Origin of the sequence: Paenibacillus hubeiensis (assembly GCF_032334105.1) — a bacterium.
Taxonomy (GTDB): domain Bacteria; phylum Bacillota; class Bacilli; order Paenibacillales; family Paenibacillaceae; genus Paenibacillus; species Paenibacillus hubeiensis.
In genome coordinates this window covers 728,153-749,843 of record NZ_JAVYAE020000002.1, presented here as the reverse complement: position 1 = coordinate 749,843, position 21,691 = coordinate 728,153, and the positions used below count along the sequence as shown (strand labels likewise).

At 42.8% G+C, this 21,691-nt stretch carries 16 protein-coding genes; 3 read left to right on the top strand and 13 right to left on the bottom strand.

Features of this window, described 5'->3' with window-relative positions:
• Positions 1 to 25: 25 nt before the first annotated feature.
• Together RSX24_RS09835 and RSX24_RS09830 are read right to left on the bottom strand one after the other, a co-directional pair.
• On the bottom strand, positions 26 to 922 hold the full coding sequence (locus RSX24_RS09835; RefSeq protein WP_343260442.1) for a carbohydrate ABC transporter permease: 897 nt from the start codon (positions 920 to 922) through the stop codon (positions 26 to 28).
• An 84-nt stretch (positions 923 to 1,006) separates the two neighbouring features.
• Complete coding sequence (locus tag RSX24_RS09830; protein ID WP_343260441.1) at positions 1,007 to 2,344, bottom strand: ABC transporter substrate-binding protein; 1,338 nt, start codon at positions 2,342 to 2,344, stop codon at positions 1,007 to 1,009.
• A gap of 262 nt (positions 2,345 to 2,606) precedes the next feature.
• Here RSX24_RS09830 and RSX24_RS09825 point away from each other — a divergent pair, with 262 nt between their 5' ends.
• Positions 2,607 to 3,671 carry a GntR family transcriptional regulator gene (locus RSX24_RS09825; RefSeq protein WP_236412828.1) on the top strand — a complete coding sequence of 355 codons (1,065 nt, stop codon included), beginning with the start codon at positions 2,607 to 2,609 and terminating at the stop codon, positions 3,669 to 3,671.
• Between the two features lie 1,017 nt (positions 3,672 to 4,688).
• Here RSX24_RS09825 and ilvD read toward each other — a convergent pair.
• The 4 genes from ilvD to RSX24_RS09800 all read right to left on the bottom strand — a co-directional run bounded on the left by ilvD (position 4,689) and on the right by RSX24_RS09800 (position 9,176).
• Positions 4,689 to 6,380: a dihydroxy-acid dehydratase gene (gene ilvD, locus RSX24_RS09815; protein ID WP_339272240.1), complete on the bottom strand. Its 1,692-nt coding sequence runs from the start codon at positions 6,378 to 6,380 to the stop codon at positions 4,689 to 4,691.
• 17 nt (positions 6,381 to 6,397) lie between these two features.
• On the bottom strand, positions 6,398 to 7,063 hold the full coding sequence (locus RSX24_RS09810) for a GntR family transcriptional regulator (protein ID WP_343260440.1): 666 nt from the start codon (positions 7,061 to 7,063) through the stop codon (positions 6,398 to 6,400).
• A gap of 502 nt (positions 7,064 to 7,565) precedes the next feature.
• On the bottom strand, positions 7,566 to 8,063 hold the full coding sequence (locus RSX24_RS09805; protein ID WP_343260439.1) for an SRPBCC family protein: 498 nt from the start codon (positions 8,061 to 8,063) through the stop codon (positions 7,566 to 7,568).
• Between the two features lie 177 nt (positions 8,064 to 8,240).
• Positions 8,241 to 9,176 (bottom strand): phosphotransferase family protein, encoded by a 936-nt coding sequence (locus tag RSX24_RS09800; protein WP_343260438.1) that lies wholly within the window; start codon positions 9,174 to 9,176, stop codon positions 8,241 to 8,243.
• A gap of 583 nt (positions 9,177 to 9,759) precedes the next feature.
• On the opposite strand from RSX24_RS09800, the gene RSX24_RS09795 reads away from it, so the two are divergent.
• On the top strand, positions 9,760 to 10,332 hold the full coding sequence (locus tag RSX24_RS09795) for a sigma-70 family RNA polymerase sigma factor (protein ID WP_236412818.1): 573 nt from the start codon (positions 9,760 to 9,762) through the stop codon (positions 10,330 to 10,332).
• The gene (locus RSX24_RS09790) at positions 10,322 to 11,371 is read left to right on the top strand and encodes a hypothetical protein (RefSeq protein WP_343260437.1); all 1,050 of its coding nucleotides are present in this window, start codon (positions 10,322 to 10,324) and stop codon (positions 11,369 to 11,371) included. Before RSX24_RS09795 ends, RSX24_RS09790 begins: the two co-directional genes overlap by 11 nt.
• A 470-nt stretch (positions 11,372 to 11,841) precedes the next feature.
• Here RSX24_RS09790 and RSX24_RS09785 read toward each other — a convergent pair whose 3' ends face one another.
• The 7 genes from RSX24_RS09785 to RSX24_RS09755 all read right to left on the bottom strand — a co-directional run bounded on the left by RSX24_RS09785 (position 11,842) and on the right by RSX24_RS09755 (position 21,641).
• Positions 11,842 to 12,720, bottom strand: coding sequence for a CPBP family intramembrane glutamic endopeptidase (locus tag RSX24_RS09785; RefSeq protein ID WP_343260436.1), 879 nt, complete (start codon positions 12,718 to 12,720; stop codon positions 11,842 to 11,844).
• A gap of 156 nt (positions 12,721 to 12,876) precedes the next feature.
• Positions 12,877 to 13,521, bottom strand: coding sequence for a response regulator transcription factor (locus RSX24_RS09780; RefSeq protein ID WP_343260435.1), 645 nt, complete (start codon positions 13,519 to 13,521; stop codon positions 12,877 to 12,879).
• Complete coding sequence (locus RSX24_RS09775; RefSeq protein ID WP_343260434.1) at positions 13,508 to 14,686, bottom strand: sensor histidine kinase; 1,179 nt, start codon at positions 14,684 to 14,686, stop codon at positions 13,508 to 13,510. Before RSX24_RS09775 ends, RSX24_RS09780 begins: the two co-directional genes overlap by 14 nt.
• 942 nt (positions 14,687 to 15,628) lie before the next feature.
• Positions 15,629 to 17,434: a response regulator gene (locus tag RSX24_RS09770; RefSeq protein WP_343260433.1), complete on the bottom strand. Its 1,806-nt coding sequence runs from the start codon at positions 17,432 to 17,434 to the stop codon at positions 15,629 to 15,631.
• 105 nt (positions 17,435 to 17,539) lie between these two features.
• Positions 17,540 to 18,127 carry a sensor domain-containing protein gene (locus tag RSX24_RS09765; RefSeq protein ID WP_343260432.1) on the bottom strand — a complete coding sequence of 196 codons (588 nt, stop codon included), beginning with the start codon at positions 18,125 to 18,127 and terminating at the stop codon, positions 17,540 to 17,542.
• Between the two features lie 508 nt (positions 18,128 to 18,635).
• Positions 18,636 to 19,976, bottom strand: a complete 1,341-nt coding sequence (locus tag RSX24_RS09760; RefSeq protein ID WP_343260431.1) for an erythromycin esterase family protein — start codon at positions 19,974 to 19,976, stop codon at positions 18,636 to 18,638.
• A gap of 813 nt (positions 19,977 to 20,789) precedes the next feature.
• The gene (locus RSX24_RS09755) at positions 20,790 to 21,641 is read right to left on the bottom strand and encodes a helix-turn-helix transcriptional regulator (protein ID WP_343260430.1); all 852 of its coding nucleotides are present in this window, start codon (positions 21,639 to 21,641) and stop codon (positions 20,790 to 20,792) included.
• Positions 21,642 to 21,691: the final 50 nt, after the last annotated feature.

The window sequence follows — 21,691 nt, the reverse complement described above, 5'->3', positions numbered from 1 at the left end:
ATTCCTTGTCTGACTTTTGCCCACTTTAATCCTCCTCCTTTTTGAACATTCCACTAAATTTCAACTGCGTTAAATTGATAACCATAGCAATGACTAACAGAATGATACCAACTGCAGCTGCGTAACCCAGCTTATTTTTCTCAATCCCTTGTCTATACAGATATCCGACAATGGTTAAGCCAATATTTTTGGGTGAATTATTACCGTTAAACATCATCAGGCTCTCGGTAAACATGGCTAAACCTGCATAAACACTAATTGTCGTAACATATACCGTGGTCGGCTTCAATAATGGCATTGTGATCGTTCTAAACTTCTGCCAGGCAGATGCTCCGTCAATTGAAGCAGCTTCATAAAATTCATTGTCAATGCTTTTCAAACCGGATAGATAGTAAAGCATATTAACACCTGTCCATCTCCAACATGCGAGGATTAACAGTGCTGCCATGCTCCATTCTCCGTCTTTCAAGAATTTAATAGGCTCTACACCAAATAGACCCAGGAAACTGTTCATTAATGAACCTTCCATTTCACCGAATGTAAGGCGGAAAATGGTACCCGCAACTGCGACAGATGTCAATGCAGGGAGAAAGAACGAAGATTTAAAAAACTCTCTTCCCATCATTAACTTACTGTTGATCATAACGGCGAATAACATGGGAAAGGGAATTAACAGCACTAAGGTTCCTAACATGTACACAACGCTATTTTTAATAGCCGTCAAAAACACTTTATCTGTAAGCAATTTCGAATAATTCGCTTCACCAATCCATTTAGGATCCTGTCCCAACATCTTATCTTGAAAGCTCATGACGAATGAATTTAGAAGCGGATAAAACCAGAAGATCAAAAATACGAGTATAAATGGCAAAACAAAAACATAAGGCGCAGCTTTTTGAGAGTATACAAATTTCTTTATCATATTCTCAATCTCCCTTGACTATGGTTAAACCTGCCGGCCACTATGCCTGCCGACAGGTTTAATCAAATCATTTGCTTATTATATTTATTTCAATTCTTGTTCAATTGCTGCTTGTGCTTCATCCAGCGCTTCCTTCACGTCTTGGCCATCTTCAAAGATCGCATTCAAAGTAACCGTATTGAAGACATTGCCGATCGTCGGTGAAGCCTTAACGGATTTGATCGCTTGAATTTCGTCTTTGATTTCATTCAAAGTATCAAACGCATTTGTTTTAAAGTATTGGACGTATTCATTATCAGGGTTTTTCGTTACTGCATCATCTTTCCATACTTCCATGTTGATTGGATCAAATCCAAGCGTATTCCAGATTTCAGTGGTAGCTTCTTTCGAAAGCTTAGCAAAGGCTACAAATTCTTTTGCCAGCTGAACGTCTTTACCATTCTTAGTAACAACTGTGCCGGTACCGCCTAAGCCAACGGAACGAGGATTACCTTCTTCAAATACAGGCAATGGAGCAATGGCATACTTACCTTTCAGGTCCTTCATTTCGTTTACAAAGCGGGACATGTACCACTCAGGCATCAATGCGCTTGCGTAGTTTCCTTTGTTGTATTCGCCTTTTGCTTCTTCTGTGTCGGGTTGCCCACCAGGGATCGTATGAATAACATTGTTCTTCTGCAGATCGACTAACATTTCATACGCTTTAATCATTTCAGGCGAGTTCACTTTTGGATTACCATTTTCATCTGTAAAATCAGCGTTTTGCTGAGCTAGCAGCATCGAAGCTTGCCACGTTGCTGATGTATCAGCAGTACCTAAGTACTTGCCAGTTTTTTCATAAACCTTGATACCTGCTTGTTTGTAATCTTCCCAGGTTTTGATTGTCTTGTAGTCAACACCTGCTTGTTCGAGAATTTCAGTGTTGTAGAAAGCAAGCGTAGCACCTACGTGATAATCAAAGCCATAAACCTGGTCGGCTTTGGAGTAAATCTCGACACGTGAAGGAACAACAACGTCTTTGTATGGTGCAAATACATCATTCAAAGATTCCAGTGGAACGTTGTCACCTTCCAAGAATTTAGGAAATTGACCAAGCTCAATATCCGCGATATCAGGAGCACCTTTTCCGCTTGTAACTGCCAATAAGAGCTTGTTGTGCATATCATCGTAAGGCATAACCGTTACATTCAACTTAATCTGTTTGTCTGGGTTCTGTTGGTTCCATAACCCCAGCATTTTATCCAAATGCTTGCCGTGCAAATCTACGAATGTCCAAAATGATAATTCTGTTGCATTCTCACCGGCATTAGCGCCTAACTGCTGTGTTTCCGTTTTTGAATCAGAAGGAGTACCACATGCTGTAAAAACAAGTGACATAATAAGGAGTGTAACGATGGAGATTAAAGCACTGCGTTTTTTCATTTGTTCGTCATCCTCTCTTTTTTTGTTATGCATTTGAAAAGTCGGCTGACTAGTTAGTTCTGTTAATTTAAGCGGGTTCAATCTACCTTGGCACCACCATCCTTAACATAATTCTAACCGTTCAAAGAAAAGACCCCTTCGCAACAATTTTTCAGATTCCATATTGTAAGCGCTTTACATGCCGTATTATAATATAGATGAAATATGCTTTATATAACCAATTGATTATAAAATCATAAAGTTTATGGGGAGATGCAACTTTTTGAAAAAGCTGGCGCTCTACAAACAAATTCGAGAAGATATTATACAGAAAATTAAATCAGGGCAGCTTCGGCCAACGGACCGCATTCCTTCTGAGCAAGAACTAATGGACGAATTCAGAGTAAGTAAAATTACCGTCAGGAACGCCCTAACCCTACTAGCTGACGAAGGATTAATTATACGCGTACAAGGCAAAGGCTCATTCGTCTCTTCTAGTCTTGTTGTTTCTAGCATCAATTCTCCACCATACTCACGCAGCGCGTCCTCCATGCCGCTCATCGGCTTCATCATTCCGACGATGAGAACCCGTGTCATTCAGAAGCTCGTTGACTACACGGAACACTTCCTGCAAGAAGCCGGTCTCAGCATGGTACTAAGCATCACGCGCGAGTCCTCCTCTATCGAATCAAACGTCATTCATACACTAACGGAGCTCGGTGTGAAGGGCCTGATCGTTTTTCCGACAGAAGATGAGAAGTACAACGAATCATTACTGCGTCTGTCGCTCGATAAATTCCCGTGCGTGTTCATCGACCGTTATCTGCGCAACATTGAGACGTACACCATTACATCCGACAATTACGGCGGTGCGTACAAGGCGGTCTCCCATTTGCTATCCAAGGGTCATCAGCAGATTGCGCTCATCTCACCTGAAAATGCCAATACAGCCGTCGAGGATCGCACGCTCGGCTTCGAGCAGGCGTACACAGATCAAGGCATCTCGATTGACAAGAGCTTGTGGTGTCACATCCCTCTCGACATTCTACGCGGAGAGCAAGCATTGGACTATGTATGCGACTTCTTGCAGGACCACAGTGGAATTTCGGCAGTCTTCTCCTTGACTGAAGAAACTGCACGTCTTACATCGGCTGCTATAAGTCGTCTGAACGATCACTCAAATATCGATTTGCTATCTTTCGATAATCCACATCTTTCAGGCGTAGCTTATGTGCAGCAGGATGAACAGGAAATGGCACGAACAGCCGTAAAGCTGTTACGTGAACAAATGGAAGATGTTTATTCTCCTAAGAACGCCGTCATTCCCGTGCAGCTCATCTTCCCATGACACGACAAACGTTGCGGCGATAGATGAATTGGGCATATTGATTGGTTTTACCAGCGATGTTGTTCATGATTGTCTGCCCAGTTATTTTAAGACTCACTACCAATTTGGTCGTGCCCCTTGCAACGCGAATTTCTACGCGAATACTAATAAATCTCCGAGCATAACGGTCATGAATGGTCCAGATGAATGGCGGAGCTGGTGTGAAAAGGATGGCAGTTCGCTCTAGTTTCTCGCCACAACAACACGCCCATCGGTTGTCTTTATGTTATTACAGGTCAACGCTGGGAAACATCATTACCAAGAATTGTGAAAAAGCGAAAGTGCCGTCAAAAGCATGTTCGCTATAAGTATCGACACTTCTGACACTGTTCTTTCTCAGCTTCGGGGAGTCTCCTCCATTCACGAAGACCTCTTCCCTCCGTGGGATGTGACAATGTATGTAAACACAAAGTACAGTTCGACCACAATATATACAAAAACCACTCCTGAAAATGGAGTGGTTTCTTTGGATTTAACTTCTCTTTTATGGAACTTTCGTTCCGCTAAATCAAGGGGGAGTAGTATTTCTAACATATTTTATTCCAACTCTAAAACTGATTCGACTATCGCCTGATCAATCTCATCAAGCATCCCATCATAGATGTCATCAAATGCGCTCGGCGAGGCCGTGATTGCTTCGGCAATCCGTTTGTGGATCATATCCTGTGTTTTCTGAAAATGACATTGTAATCACCGCTATCCGAAGGAATCGGTATGTTATAGGCAGCTCCCCACTCTTAACAGGTACTCTTCCTCAAAAGGGAATAAATCCTTCCACGTACTGATACCGTAATCTGCAAGAGCTTCTGTTTCCGCATTTGAATAACTTTCTTTGCTGTATTTGTTCAGGATAATTGGTTGTGTAATAGTTGCCAGTAGAATCTTTAACCCCGTCTCCGTAGTGAGCCCCCAAAAGTATGTATTACAAAAAAAACCGTTAATTTTCAAATGATGAAATTAACGGAGGTTTAAAATTGTCTATTCCATCAAATCTGTTACTGCACCTTTTGAAGCAGAGGAAACTAATTTGGCATATTTGCCGAGCACACCGGATTTTACTTTCAGTGGAGGTTGTACCCACGCTTGCGCTCGAGCGGCTAACTCTTCTTCTGACACCTCAACCTTAATTTCCTGAATGTCACTGTTAATGGTAATAATATCTCCATTTTGGAGCAAAGAGATCGGCCCGCCTACTTGTGCTTCAGGTGATACATGGCCGACTACAAATCCATGCGAACCACCAGAGAATCTACCATCTGTTATGAGAGCAACTTTCCCACCGAGACCTTTTCCTACAATTAGTGCTGTAACGGAAAGCATCTCAGGCATACCTGGTCCACCCTTCGGACCACAATAGCGTATGACCAATACGTCCCCTTCTTGAATTTCATCGTTCATGATCGCTTCTGTCGCTTCATCTTCGCTATCGTACACCTTTGTCGGGCCGGAAAACTGCTGTATCTTCATGCCTGACATTTTGGCAACAGCGCCTTCAGGAGCGAGGTTTCCTCGAAGCACAACCAGTGGTCCATCTGGCTTAAGCGGATTATCGAGTGGTCGTATAATCTCTTGATTATTCTGAAGTGGAGCAGCTTCCGCTAAATTCTCCGCCAACGTTTTACCAGTTACCGTGAGGCAATCTCCATGAAGTAATCCCTCAGCGAGCAATAGCTTCATTACCCCTGAAACACCGCCAATATCATTCAAATCCTGCATCACATATTGGCCACTTGGCTTCAGATCTGCCAGATGAGGAACACGCAAGCGAATTCGCTCAAAATCATCCAAGGTTAAATCCACTTCTACGGAGTGCGCAATAGCTAGCAGATGGAGAAATGCGTTGGTTGATCCCCCTAGAGCCATAACAACGGTGATCGCATTCTCAAATGCTTTCTTCGTCATAATGTCTCTTGGGTAGATTTCCTGTTCAAGAAGTGAAATGACCTGCTTACCGGCTGCTTCGCATTCCAATGCTTTATCCGCTGAGATCGCTGATGTCGAAGAAGAACCAGGCAAACACATACCCATTGCTTCTGCAGCTGCGGCCATCGTATTAGCGGTATACATGCCCCCGCAAGCCCCTGGACCCGGGCAAACACTACATTCGACCTTATGCAGCTGTTCATCTGTCATTTTTCCATCTTGATATTGACCAACTGCTTCAAAAGCTGAAACGATATCCACTTTTTTACCGTCGAGATTACCAGGTTGAATGGTTCCTCCATAGACATAAACGGAAGGAATGTTCATCCGTCCAATAGCCATCAAACATGCAGGCGTATTCTTGTCACAACCACCGATTGCAACAATGCCGTCAAAACGCTCCGCTCCAGTCACAATTTCAATCGAATCAGCTATAGCTTCCCTACTTGGCAGCGAGAACAACATCCCTCCATGCCCCATTGAGATCCCATCAGAAACGGTAATCGTATTAAAAATTAATGGAGCACCGCCATGATCGCGTGCTCCCATCTTGGCTTGCGTCGCTAAATCATTGATGTGCATATTACAAGGTGTTACCTCACTCCACGTACTCGCTATTCCAATCATTGGCTTTTTAAAATCATCATCCTGAAAACCAACTGCACGCAGCATGGCTCTGTTCGGTACCCGGTTAGCACCTTCACTGATCACCTTGCTTCGAATACGAAGATCTTTTTTATTCTCCATGTCCCTTACCCCTCATTTCAAAGTATTTCGTTCAGTTCCTGCATCGGTCGAATAAAATTTTGTTTCATTAGTACGTGAGCATCATCACTATTTTTGCCTTCAAAAGCTTTAATAATCAAATCATGCTCTTCGACTGAAGCTAGTGTAGCCGTAATAGGTTGTTTTAAAAACACATATTTAAATCGCCTGATGTGAATCTGGAGAGAGGCATTAAATGTGGCCACATAAGGATTATCTGAGAGCTCCACGATATAATTATGAAATTGCTCATCCACCTCCATAGCCTGATAGACTTGTCCATTTCTAATGGAACTTGCAAATTCCAAATTTATAGATCTTAGTTTCTCGATCTGTTCTGGAACAATAATTTTAGCGGTGATTTCAGCAGCCAAGGCCTGAAGAGCAGCCATGGTTGAATACATCTTAAAAATATCGTTTTTCTCAATATTTGTTACTCTTGTTTCTTTTCCTGGATGCATAGACACGAGGCCTTGAACTTCGAGTAACTGAAATGCCTCCCGAATCGGTGTCCGGCTGACTCCAAGCGATTCAGCCATTTCCGCATCAATAAGTTTTTCACCTGGTTGCAGTGTTCCATCAATAATCCATCGTTGAATCTGTGAAAACGCTCTTTCTTTTGCGGACATACGGACGGGTAAGGAAAAATCTTTAGGAATTGGCATTGTTTTTCATCCTCATTATAATTATTCTTATATGCAATATATCGCATACACAAGTGAGAAGCAATAATTATTTCATTTTTTACTCGCTCAATAAGTTTATCCAGATAATTACCTGTTTTTCGGAAGCTGAGCTGCACGGGATGTGGGTGCAATATTTAAAATCTAGGCTATGCTAAATTTTGATACTATGATTTGATCATAACAAAACCACCTGCGAAAAGGTGGTTTTGTTATGGTCTCATAGCTCAACAGTACACTATACATTGTACTATCTAGTACAGCCTTATAAACCCAATCATTAAACTATCCTGTCCGTTAGTTTAATGAATTAAAGGGCAAGATGCCGATTAGATACACGTCTAATCGGCAATAGGAACATGTTATTGTCCAATGCGGTAGCCTTCTTAAACAATCCTGCCAGCTAGCGCAACGAAGGCAGTCGATTTTTGTAGCCAACTGCCGTAGGGTCATCATTAAGCTATAACCCTCTCATGCTAACAGTTTAAGATGGATCATTTAATTTACCTGTTTCAACTAATTGTTTTAACCCCTCAAACATTAAATCCCATCCTTGTTCAGAACCATCATGGTATTCTGTAAGAGCTTTTTTGATATCTTCTGAAGTCCAACCTTCTTCATGAGGAACGATAATCACCTGTGTAAAGGTCATCTCGCAACCCTTTTCATGGGGTTTAATCTCTACAGTAATTCTATCCTCTAAGTCATTAAACTGAGGCATCCTAAATGTGAAAACTAATTTAGTTGGTGGATCAATTTCTAGGTACTCACCAATCGCTCTGTAATCTTTACCACCGCGATGATCAACAATTTCCCATGTCCCACCGACGTGAGGTTCGTTCTTTGTCACTTTATTTGTTGCTTCCATAGTAAAAAGCCATTTTTTAATCATTTCTGAGTTCAACCATGCATCAAACAATTTATCTGCATTAACATGAAAATAACGTGTCATCTTTAGTTCGGTAGTTGATGTATTAACCATTTCGATCATCCCTTACTAATTATTTCGCGCTTTAATTGTACCCATATTATTTCACGACGGCAACCGATCGTTCTGAGACCGTCTGCCGTCGTTTGAACTTGAGCTATTGTTCCCCGTTAGTTCAATCATTTTCTTCATCTTGTTTAACTGAGATACAAAAACATTGCTCAATCTCCGCTAGTCCATAATCATATCAACAACTTTTTTAGCGAACGCAGCATAGGATTCGATCAGGTCCGGATTTCGATCAATGGCCCATCTGAGGTTATCAAACGCGCTTAATAGCAGCAAATGTCTCATATCAGTCAGGTTTTCTTCACTTATTCCGTACCCGTCTAGAAATGCTTTGAATTCTTCTATATTCGGATTTCCGTCTAGGATATGGCACCGCATCAGCCAAATAATTTCTCCATGCGGCACCGTTCTTACTTCTGCATTGCCCCAATCCAATAATATTACTTGTCCCGTCTGATTGACGATCGTATTCTTCAATGAAATATCTCCATGAATTAAACCGAAGCGGAACGTTTCTTTTTTCAAATTCTCAAACAGTTTTCGCACTCTCTGCGATTTCATTGGATTGATTACTCCAAGCTCAATCAATGGATCATACTCCGTCAAACTATTGATATTATATTGCACATATCCTAGCCAACTTCCGTCCGACCCTGCATGCGAGGGTGAATGAAACTCACCATGGACTGGATCTATCAGATTTTCCCCATATCCCTTCACTGGGATCGAATGAATAAGTTTGGCATATTGGCCAAGCTGGCTCCAAATATCGGACTTAAAAACCGTACTATCTACCCCGTTGTCTCCATCAACGAAAGCTTGAATCATATATGCAGTTCTATCAATTATGCCAATAGACAACACCTCAGGTCCGGGAATGCCAATTGCCGCAGCTTGTTCAATACACCATTTTTCTTTCACATAGCTTGGATATGTACCTGAGTCGTTCATGCGAACAACGACTTTACGACTCTCTGTTTCGACTACGAAAACCTGATTTACGAAGCCTTTCCCTATGACCTGGTATGATGTTTTTACTTTTTCAAGAAGTACATCGCTTACAATTCGTTCTGCTTGTGTAACTACAGAGTCTCTCACAGTTTTTCACCTCCAAAAGTATCTTGTTTCGAATAGTTTACCACACACTTTTTTTGGAAAGTACGTTTATGACTAAACTAACCTGCCCGTTTGTTAAACCAAAGCATCCGATCACTTGGATCGGATGCTTTCTTGACTTTATTAAGCTACAGTTTCCCGTTAGCTCAATGAGTATCCTCCTTTTAAATCCCAGCTCCTATGCATAACGACAACCACAATGATTTCGCGAAGTCTAAGGAAAAGCTTCAACAAATCCTTCAAGTTATCTGGCGTGTGTCGGCCATCCTCTCCTAGCTCGAAGTGCTTTATGATAAGTTCATACTGGCCCTTTCGTTCGAGACTGATTATTACGCATCATTCATGTTCGCTTGAATCCGAAGACATGAATAATAATGAAAATAAGCTTCTCTCATGGGTTAGAGGCTTATTTTCTTCTCTTCCATACCTTGCGGCTTGTTTATTCAAGCCATAAACCTCACACTAATTACCGATGAGTTTACAAAAAAACAAAAAGAAAACCGAACCTTTTTCCGATAGAGAGACAATATAGGGTGTAAGCTGCTTACTCAGGAGGGCCCTCTGAATGGAAAGTGATATGTATCAATTACTCAAAAGGATGAAAGATGGTGATCAACAGGCGTTTCATACGATATATGATGCCACTTATCAGGACGTCTATCGGACCGTCACCTTTCTGGTGGATCATCAGCAGGATCGGGAAGATGTCATGAATGAGATTTATATGCAAATGTGGACCTCACTTGCCAACTACGATACGAGTAGACCTTTCCACTTCTGGTTGCACGGCTTGGTGATCCGTCAAGTGCAGAGACTTCGGGTCAAGAGCTGGCGGAGATTCCGAATTTTTGAACGGATCCGTTCCTTCTCTCGGGAAGAACCTCATTGGGATCAACCCGCGGTGTTGATGGATGGGACGAACGACATGATATCGCAGGCCATTAAGAAACTGACCGACAAACAGCGAACGGTGATTATCCTCCGCTTTTTTCATGACTATACGCTCGAGGAAACCGCGACTTTGCTCGATATTCCATTGGGTACAGTCAAGTCGAGATATCATGCTGGCCTGCAGGCGCTTCGAAAAAACATATGGAATCTCCCCCCAGAAAGGATGGAAAAGATCAATGACTATTGAACGCAAAATCCGTGAACATCTGCACAAAGAAGCCGAAACGGTGGAGTGCCCACCGGCCATTTCCAATCGAATAGAACAATCCTATTCTCAATATTTGCAACAAAAAAGGAGCGGAAGACCCATGAAAAAACGATTGATTGGTGGAATTGTTGCTGTTGCTATTTTGATTCCAAGTGCAGCATTTGCGGCACCTACCTTGATTGATATGTTTACCAGAACACCATTGACTGCTGAGCAAGTCAAAGCGGATGAGATTGGCAAAGCAGCACTTGAGAAGCTGTATAGCGCATTTCCCGAAACAAAAGCGTTTGAGATCATCGATGCAAGCAACGTTCAAGGTGTTCAAACAAGCATCATTCTACAAGAGAAGGGAGGGACCGGCAAAAAGATTACACTTCATATAAACGGTATTACCGGTGCGATTGAACACGTGATTCAAGAGAATTGGGAGCCTAAGGAGAAGCCGCTCACTGCTTTAACCGATCAGGAAATCATGTCGAAGGTAGATTTTCTCATTGATAAATTGTATGGTAACATCGAAAAGTACGAGTTTTCTATGGAGCAAATGGAGAACTCGAATCAAAAAACGTTTATATTGAATTACAGCACTAAGGGATCAACAACACCGTTCTACCAGGCATTTGTTCAGGGCAATTCCATCAGTGTTTCTCTGATCGGAGTTGAGACTACACCTTCAAACAAGGTAGAAGGTTTCTTCTCTACAAATGGTAAACCAGATTATTTTGCCGATGCCTATCTAAATGATGAAAAACTGTTTGCTTTACTTAAAATCAGCCCAGCAGAATTAAAACAAGAATTAGAAAAGGGTAAATCTGTTGTGGAGATTGCAGCATCTAGAAATGTATCAAAACAACAAGTGATTGACGTCATTGCAAAAACGCAGGCTGACGGACAGATTCAAGGTGAAAAAAATGGCGATGTTCCAAAAAGCAATCGTTCAAATGAACAAATGTTAAAAGCTGTTGAACTAAAAGTATTACAAGTTATTGAGCACAAAACTGAAACACCTTCAAAGTAATTATCCATTCAACTAAGAGGATGTACGCGTAAATATCGAGATTGGTAAAAAGTAATAAGAGGCCGGTATCCTTAGCATCCAGGAAACCGGCCATTTTTAGTTCAAAAGAGGCTAGCGACTTCAATGGGAAAACGTTCTTGTACCTTAACAACATTAACGTTTACTTCCTCTTTCCACTCCTGCAGACCAATAAATCAATACGAAGCAGCCGATCACTATGGTCGACTGCCTCATGGGTTTTACTGGGCTAACGTTTTCCGTTAGTTTAATACATCTTCATTATCACCTAAAGTCGCAGCCGGCAGCTGGCAACTTATTGGGTGGCACTTTGTTCCTGAACCTGGACCATCCTACCAAGAAAGACATCCTCTCGCAATTGCAGAGTATTTTTTATATACGGCGGGTTGGAATCCGGTCTGAAACAACAAGGGTATCATAGTGTTCAGGAACATTCTCTCTACTACCTAGCCTTATACCTTTTGAAGCATATGATTGCGATTTCGATTAGCGGCATACAGCATGGGAATGGCAATCAGCAGGCTGATGATAACCGGAACTACAGACCCCTCAAGCCCAAAATCACCTCCAGTGAGAAGATAAGGACCTTGCATTTTCACAATTAACAGACCGGCTGTAGTGTGTCCAGAAACAGGAATACCAAGCAAACCTTCAAGTGCATTCCAAGAAAAGTGCAGTCCCATGGCAAACCACAGATTCCGTCGCCACATAAATGCGGCTCCAAGCAGAACACCTGCTTCTAAGGTTATGGCGAACGCACTCCATAATGTTGCTCCTGCATTCCCAAGATGGGCGATTCCAAAGAATAGAGAAGTCACAGCGAGTGCGGCCCAATTTCCCAGCAATGTATTCATGGCTTGAAACATTAGTCCACGAAAGATAAGTTCTTCGACAATGGCTGCGCCTAAAGCGGCTTCAATAGAAGCGATTAGATTAGTAACCGTATCTGCGTTATTCGCCCATTGAAAGGAGTAACCTCCCAATGAAACAATAATAATCGTGGATAAGGCAATAAAGATAACCCCGGTTAGTGCTCCCATAACAGCTTCAAACCCTGCGCCCTTTTTTGATAACTCAGGAATGGATCGACGGGCCAAATATTTCATGGTGAGCATATAGACTATGATGGCCAGAAAGCTCATCGTTAGTGTCAAAAGAAGAGAAAGCAAGCCCGGTACTTGCTCCCCTAGCGGCCGGATGAGTGCATCAACAAGAATTATGCTGATAGCCCCCGCAACCATCCAGACTATTGGAAAGCGCCAAAATAATCTCCATTTGCTTAATTTCTCATCCATCTGCGAATGTTCTTTTTGTGCAGATCTTTTCTTCATGTCTTAAATCATCTCCTCTATGGCTTGATCATAGTTATGAGTATAGGGTGAAAAAGTCATAAAGTGACAGTGCTCTTTTGTCATATTAAAGTCATGTGACTATACCCCTAAGAAGCCGGCAACTATATACGTTGCCGGCTTCTTAGGGAGGTTGTCTTAGTATTTCATGATTCCCGAGTCTCTGGCTTTACGGGCTGCCTCTTGTCTTCCCTTAACATTAAGTTTTGAGTAAATCGTTGAAATGTAATTCTTAACCGTTCCTTCGCTAAGAAACAAAGCCTCTGCAATATCTCGATTGCGCATGCCAGAAGCCAGCTTTTGCAATATTTCAATTTCACGGCTGCTAAGCCCGTATTCATTATTTTTAATAGCGGATCCCGTATTCATACTTTTGATCATTTTACTCGCCATCTCCTGCGAGATTAACGTCCCGCCCGCATGAACCACCCGTATACCTGCAGCCAGATCCCTGGGATGGATGGCCTTAAGAAGATAACCTTCTGCTCCATGGCTTAAAGCCGCCATGACATACTCCACTTCCTGATAGGAGGTCAGCATCATCACTTTGATGATAGGCATTCGCTCTTTGATCAGAGCTGTTGCGTCAACGCCATTCATGACTGGCATATTGATATCCATCAATACCATATCGGGCTGAAACTGATGACAGCTTTGGACTGCTTCTTCCCCATTTTTAGCTAATCCAACGATTTCTATATCATCTTCCATGGACAATACGATATATAGGCTCTCCAAAATTAATTCCTGATCATCCGCAAGTAATACTTTAATTTTCCCCATGTAGCCCCACTCCTTTTAGGGGTATCTCGCATCTGACTTCGGTGATCGTTTCATCTCTCATCTCTGATGATACGAACAGGTTGCCCCCCAACCGCTCAACGCGATGTTTCATTGAAGTTAACCCGAAGCCATATTCCAATTTGTCAATCGGTTTCCCATTATTTCGAACAACCAGGTACAGAACGAATTCAGAAAATTGAAGCTCCAAATATAGTTGAGACGCTTTTCCATGTTTTAGTGCGTTCGTAATGGACTCCTGGATGACTCGCAGAATTGCCTGTCGTACTTCAAAATGCGTGTGCTTCTCTGTTCCTAGTACATTTAACGTCAAGAGAATTCCTGTATGTTCCCGAAAATTGGCCACATAGGCCTCAACCTGCCGTACAAGATCAGACTCTTCCTCTTCTTCTCCAATCTCATGAACAATACTTCTCATTTCGTCCAGATTTTGTTCAGCCAGTGCTCTTAAGCGAATTAACCGTTCCTTGACCTCTGCAGGCTTACGGTCCATAAGGGCGATGGAAGCATCAAGACTCATAATGATTGAGATAAAGGAATGCCCCAGGGTATCATGAAGTTCCTTGGACATACGATTGCGTTCTTCAAGCAGAGTCATTTTCTCAATTTCAGCAGCGTAGTGGGTTAACAGCTTATTTTGCTGCTCTACTTCGACCACAAGTTCATTTTTCTGGTGATACGCTTTGGCCACGAAGCTGGCCCACATGCCGATGAAGCAGAATAATACATTATCTGTCCCGCTACTAATGGCTTGTTCCCAAGGTACCTTTAAATAAGACTGGAAGATAAAAGGAATGAACAGAATTACGGGAATGACCCAGAATGTCTTCTTGGTCAATAAGTACCCCATTATTAGACTCGGCAGCAGGTAGTCTGCTTTGGAAGTCAGTTCCGGATGAATAACCGAGTTCACATAATAAGAACCACCCAGCATTAGCTCCGCGATACAAAACCAGACCTTGTTCGTCCGCCGTTGAGGAAACCAGAATATCATTGGAACGATAAGTGCTGCCATTAGCCAAATGACATTTAACCATGTTCGGTTTGACAGGTCACTTTCTGTAATCAGCCGTGATGAAAGCAAAATGTAATGGTATAAACGAAGAGCAAAAATACCCCAATCCATAAAAGATAATATCTTTCTCATATCATCATCCTACACTGTTTTTCAGTAAAAACATCAGAACCCGTGAATTTAGTGTATCACTTTTTGTTCGTTTGTTTACTATTAATTACATTCCTTAATTCTCGATTCTCTTAGAGGTGGACTCCATGACTCAATTTCTTGATGCAAGATCAAGCCAAAATGCTAGTTATGGAAGATCTATCTCAATATAAAATAGAAGACTAACTTAGTTGAGTTTTCAAAGTGCTTTGACGAGTTTGTTTGATCTAATTCAAATGAGGTCACAGTTTAAATTGAAGTGCTTCCGATTAATGAAACGGGTCTCTTTGACCATTAAACAGCATTTAGCGTTTCAGTCTCTCCAAAGAGACACAACACTTCTAATCAGATCTTCATCTAATTGAAATGCAAAACTGTCCTACATTATGCTGCTTATTGAGGTTTTAATTAATCGTTTTCACTTAGATATATGACTAATCGGCAATCGGACAATGTTCTTGTTCTTGGGTCGGGACAAGAACTTGTACCGATAACATGAAAAAGCCGCTAAATTAGCGACTTCAATGGGAATAGGTTCTTGTCCCTCGACATCTATGCGATCTCTGCTATTTTATTACTGCTATTCCTTAATCGTTAGGCGGCAAGATCTAATTGGCGACCGCGTACATATGACATGACGGTGAAGCCAGTCTCCGCCTCAAACACACGCAAAAAATGTGACTTAGAAAAGCCGGCTAACGCTACAAGCGACTCACACGGAATGTCTTTCTGTACATCCGTTTCAATATAATTAAGCACGGATTGAATTCTTTGTTTATAATCCATGGATGTGCACTTTCATGGCGTTCATTGTACCATGGAAAACAATTGGTTTCTCGATGTTTTTTCTCATATCGGCGGAGAAACACGGTTAGTACGTAATTCTGCCCGTTAGCTTAGGAAAAATGGATACATAACTTGGGGTTATTCCAGAAGCCCAGCCTCCCTGGCTTTCAGCACCGCTTCCTCACGGTTGCGGACTCCCAGCTTCAAACAAGCCGATGACGCATAGTTTCGAACCGTACCATCGGATAAATACAATTTGGAAGCAATGCTTTTATATCGCAGCCCTTTGGACACGAATTGTAAAATTTCAAGTTCCCGCGGTGTTAAATCATAGGCCGAGGAGACTTTGATTGACGAATGGTCATCGACGCTATTGTCCGCTTCCAGTTGGGCAAATAATTTGTGTGACATGCCCTGATCGATCAGCATGCCCCCGCGGTGGACGGTGCGAATCGTTTCAGCCAGCTCTAACGGCTGCATGGACTTCAATAGGTATCCATCCACCCCGCTTCGCATTGCCTCCATAGCCTGTTTGGTATCCTCGAACGTGGTGAGAATCAGAATCCGGATGTTGGGCCACGATTCTTTTATCGTACGGGATGCGGAGATTCCATCCACATTCGGCATTTCAACATCCATAAGCACCAGTTGTGGCCTAACTTGCCTGCACAGCTCGATCGCTTGCTCGCCATCCTCCGCCGTCCCGACAACCTGAAAATCCTGCTGCTCCTCCAGCAAAGTCCGCAAGCTTTCACGGATAACGGGATGGTCATCGACGACCAACAGGCGGATGACATCATCCTTAAGCTCCGTTTGTCTGGGTAGCGTGCAGGTAACGAGAGTGCCTTCTCCCCGCTCCGTATAGACGGCAACATGGCCTTGCAAAATCATTGCCCGCTCCTTCATGGCGCTGAGGCCAAAGCCCTCCCTTCCATGCTCCATCCCGCGGCCGTTATCATGAATTTCCAATCTCGTCTGCTGGGGCTCGAAATGCACGGAAACCTTAATCTCTGTCGAGTGTCCATGGCGCACGGCATTCGTCAACGACTCTTGCAGGCAGCGGTAGAGTGCTGTCTTCGCTTGCTTCATTACAGGGTATTCCTCCCCGTAGGCATGGAAAGTAACCAATACCTTGGCATGTTCCTGAAACTCCTCCGCCAGCTTCCTCAAAGACTGAAGCAGCGGGAGAGTCTCATGCGGCGATTCGATTTGATGCACGTAACCTCTGACCTCCTCCATATTTTGGCGGGCCAGGTTCAATAGAGAATCGAGACTTTCGGTTCCTGTATTCGTTGCCATCTGAGGACGCAACGTTTCCAATCCCATAATGAGCGAAGTGTAGGAATGACCGACGGTATCATGAAGCTCTTTGGACAGTCGGCTCCGTTCTTCGGCAAGCGTGATACGCTCGATTTGGGACAGGTACTGCTCCAACACCGCATTTTGCTCGCGAATCGTTTCGCCTTGACGATGATTGAGCGCGAGTAAATGGAAGGAGAATCCGAAGATATATGCCATCCCTATGTGAACGGCCATGAGCCAGTATTCACTCTGCTCTGCAAGCTGCTTGATTATGGCGGGCAGGAGCAATATGGATACAGGTCCTGACCAGAGATAGGCCCTATGCGCGCTATGGGCAGCAATGAAAAATGCATACAGCAGGAATGCTAAGTAGGCTTGGGGAAAAAATGAAGCCAGATACAAACACAACCCGCCCGAGATCACAATTTCGGTAAACAAGTAGTATTTATAATTGAGCTGCAAGCAAAGCCATGGAACGGAAAAAGCAATCAGCTGCCATAGGACAAGGACCATAATCGGCAGCGTGAAATATTGTTGCAGACTTATTGTCGTAAACACGAGAGAAATGCTGGATATCAGGCGGATTATAAACATGAACCAGTCGTACCAGTACCATTGCTTGACTATATCGAACAAAACCATCATCCCCTAAAGACTATCAGTGTGACATTACGTAACTATTATAAAGTAAATTGCTATAGAGTAAACTATCCTCCGACGACCTACGAGGCGAAGCGGGGCATTCATCTACCGGTTCACATGCTTGATCATTAGACGCGTGTAGCCGCCTATCCAGCGCGCCAAGCGGTCCGCAAGCCAGTAGCTCACCATCAACAATACGACCCCTGTGGCCGATACCATCATAGCTTTGGCAAACGTGTCTACCGTCGCACCCATAATGGAAAGGCTGATAAACGGATAGAGAAACGGGACCGCAATCAATACAGGCGGCGCCACATAGAGTAAGGCCGCACTGACCAGACTTAAAATCCCTACCGGAAACTTCAACATCAGCCAGCCAATCGCCTTCCAGTTGCGTCGGTTCAGCAGCTCCTTTTTCGCTTGGAGCCAGTTGGACACTTTCGGGTTGACGGCTTTAACACAAGGCTCGGTGGTGATATCCATATAGATCTTGGTTTGTACTCGTTCGAATTGCAGGAAGACAGTTGTCGTTCGCAAAACGTTAGCCAGGAGAGGAACGCCCACGACAGTAAACGAAAGACTCAAACCTAGAATAATGGCAACCAGATAAAAGCAGAAGTAAAACAAGCCGGTGACGAAAGTAAACAGCAGGAAATAGCCGTTTTGAACATAACAGGCGACGGTTCTTGCCATCAAAGAGCTCACATCCTTTGCAAGTAGTAAACGTATCCTACTGCTCTTGATGTCAAATCTGCCAGTGTCAAAATGTCATATGACATAAAATGAACGGATTGTGAGCTACAGTCATAACCAACTGCACAGTAGAATTGTTCAAACTCAGGATGCCCCCTGTGTGCCAGTGATACAGGTACAATCCGCAACTATTCTCTTGCAATACTACAGGAAAAAAAGTAATTAAGCACTATGCCAAAGCAGCAGTTCATATCATGGAGCCATATACTCCGGATGTTCCTCTACAATCCGCATAATTTATATATGGCATTTAGACCAGATGGATCCCTGACGCTCATAAGCGCTCTGATATTTTCACTAATATGTTTTGAAAAAATAAGGTACAGAAAGAACTCGGAATTCCAGATCCTGCAAAGAAACCTTCGAGTCTATCGGTTTTTGACAAACATGGATCGTTAAAACAAAAAAGCCGCATCTAAGCGACTTTTAAGCATACATAATTAAGATTTTATTGATTCAGTTGAGATGGCTTCACTTTCTGAATGTGAACGAGGATGTCAAATGTTTTACCTAATGATACATCAACAGTCGTTGGGATATCTGGACCTACCGTTGTTACTCCGGCAAAAATGGGATGTTGCTCGTTTAGCCAAGTTTTAGCCACTCCGCTTGCCTTACGTAAATCAACAAAGTACTGGTCGTATTTTACTTGTCCAAAGGTATAGTTGAAACTATTCGGGTCATCTAATTTTAAGATTCCATAGGGCCCGAATTGTTGGCTTGTGTTATAAACATTGTAACGTCCCTCGAAAACAGATGTTCCAATGGTTACATACCGTTTTCCATAATGTTCTGCTAAGTGCTGCCCAGCCATTTTAGGGTATACGAAAGGGAGCATATTTGTTTTCGACACGTGCCCATTATGGCCCCACACGATTGTTTTTCCTATATGTTCTTCTGTCCATTTCGCATTCTCATACATGGCAATATCGTGTTTCAAATAAAAGTCTTCCAGGTTATCAGGATATGCGGCTGTCATTGTCGTAAATTGCTCGATAATACGGGCATTTTGTTTGATCCATGCGAACTCTGGGGATTTTCCATTCAGTTTATTTTTATTTTGCTCTAATAAAGCGCTGATTTGTTTCGCATCTGAAACATACCGTGCTTTCGTTTCTTTCTTAAGACCGCCAAACGTATCTAAATCCTTGGTTACAGGAATAAGGCCTTTCATCTTTTGTTCGAAACGAGTGACAAGTTTCGGATCGTATTTCTTTACATACGCTAGGATATTGTTATAAACACTCTCGTTCACGGTTTGTATATCCATCCCGATGATCCGTATTTTGGATTTATGCTTTGGATCAGCATTATAATGGCGTATCCATTGAAGCAGATCTATGATTTCTTTTGTGTTAAATACAGGACTTAGATATTGGCTTGGGTCCCCTTTGCCCGTAAGAACATAGCGATCGAGTCCCAATGCTCTGTCCCATCCCTCTTCTAATACTAAAGCCTTAAAGCCCATTTCAGCTGTCAAATAATTAACAATGCGATGCTTCATGGTAAAAACTTCGTGAGCTCCATGCGTCGCTTCGCCTAAACCAACAATTGTAGCTGATCCGATCATATCCTTAAGCGGTTTTAAATCCTGAAGAGATGCTGTTGGATTCGTTGATTTTAATGGCATGGCATGCTTTTCTAACCATTTTATCTGCTCGGCTTTTTGATTTGAGTTGTAGGGAGCTATAAGAGAAGCACCTACTTTCGAAGCTGCATGAATATTTCCTGTAAAACCAGCCAGTGTGATCATCGAAGCAGCAATTGCGATACCCATTTTCTTTTTCATAAAATCCTCTCCTTAAATACTTTGTGATTTGGTTTGATGAGATATATTCTAGTTCCCAGAACTCTCTTCTGTATCCTACTGCACTCGTTGTTATGTACAACAGTGTCAAAATGTCATATGACACGCCCTTCAAAGAAGTGATCAGCCATACTGTGGGAAATCAAGCCCTTCGCTCATAACTAGGACTGCCGGAATGAATCATGAAGACGAGCCCTATCCAATCACATACTAAGGAGTGATAATCAATGAAATGGAACATTCAAAAAGAGAAAACGGCATTTCTACCTGTATCTACGGGCTTTAACAACTGCCAAATGGACCTCTCTAAAAAGGCGTCTGCTGCCTCGACGAAATCATATCGGGAATTTAGCCATGTTCTTGTTCATTGTGTTTTGACTAGAACTTGATAACATAAATATAAAAAGCCGCATAATCAGCAGCTTCTATTGTTACTATGTTTTGTGACCCGACCATTTCCCGTTGGCTTTACGGGCTACCGTTTACTCCACTATCCACAGGATTTTGTCTGTGGGTAATGAGCCGAACAATTTGCTATCATTACTGCGTAACCAATCATCACCTATAATTTAGCAATATATGAGTTTATAACCTGTAAAATAATTTTAAAGTTCGTATTACATCCTGCCTGTTAGCTTGATTAAATTGTATGAAAATCCAATTATATACTTATCTAATCGGTAATCGGCTCATGTTCTTGTCCCTCGACAGTAGAGTACCGAACTCATTTTGGAAGCTGCTTGATGAAATAACCGTGTCCCACATCGAAAGTCCCCCGCGTTTAGGATAATGATGTTATCCCTTACTTTCTTTTGCAGGTGATCCCTTTGCCAAATATTTTTCCAGCTTTGATCTTGTTGCTGGTAAAGGCATGTAAATCATCACTCTCATATCAGGATCATTGGGGATTTGCAGGGTAATATGATCAAACTCCAGGTGCCCCATGTAGGGATGCTCCACCTCTTTAAATCCTTCAAGAGAGCCGGGAGTTTCATGCTGCAGCCATAGCCGGTCAAATTCCGGATTTTTTCGTTTAAGATCTTCTATTAATTCGGCAAACGACGAATCTTCAACATAGCGGGCTGATGCCGTGTGGAATTCAGCAATCATTCCCGTAGCCTTTTGATCGAAATTTTTAAAGCGCCCTTTCCATGCCGGGTCCGTGAAAAACCGCCAGATTAAATTGAATTCATGAGGCGGTGCTGCCGAGGAAATAGAGAAAACTTCATTTGCAGCATCATTCCAGGCCACAAAATCCCAGCGTCTCCCCAGAATATATGCAGGATTCGGAGTAAGGTCATCCAGCATCCTTTGAAATGCTGACCCGATACTTTCTTTATGAGGAGACAAGTAAGGAGGAAGTGATTCTCCTGCAAGAAAAAAAAGATGGCGTCGTTCATTGGGATTAAGCTTTAGAGCCGCAGCTAGGCTTTCCAACACTTGTACTGACGGACGGATATCACGTCCCTGCTCCAGCCACATATACCAGGATGTGCCGATATTCGACAGCTGTGCGACCTCTTCCCTGCGTAATCCGGCTGTCCGGCGGCGCGACCCAGTCGGCAAACCCACATCCTCCGGGGAAAGACTTGACCTCTGTTTACGCAAAAAATCACCGAGAGCCGAACGGCGCTCGCGATCGTTCATCTCAATCCCTCCTAACCTATTACTCGGAAACCTATGATTAAGCAACCTCT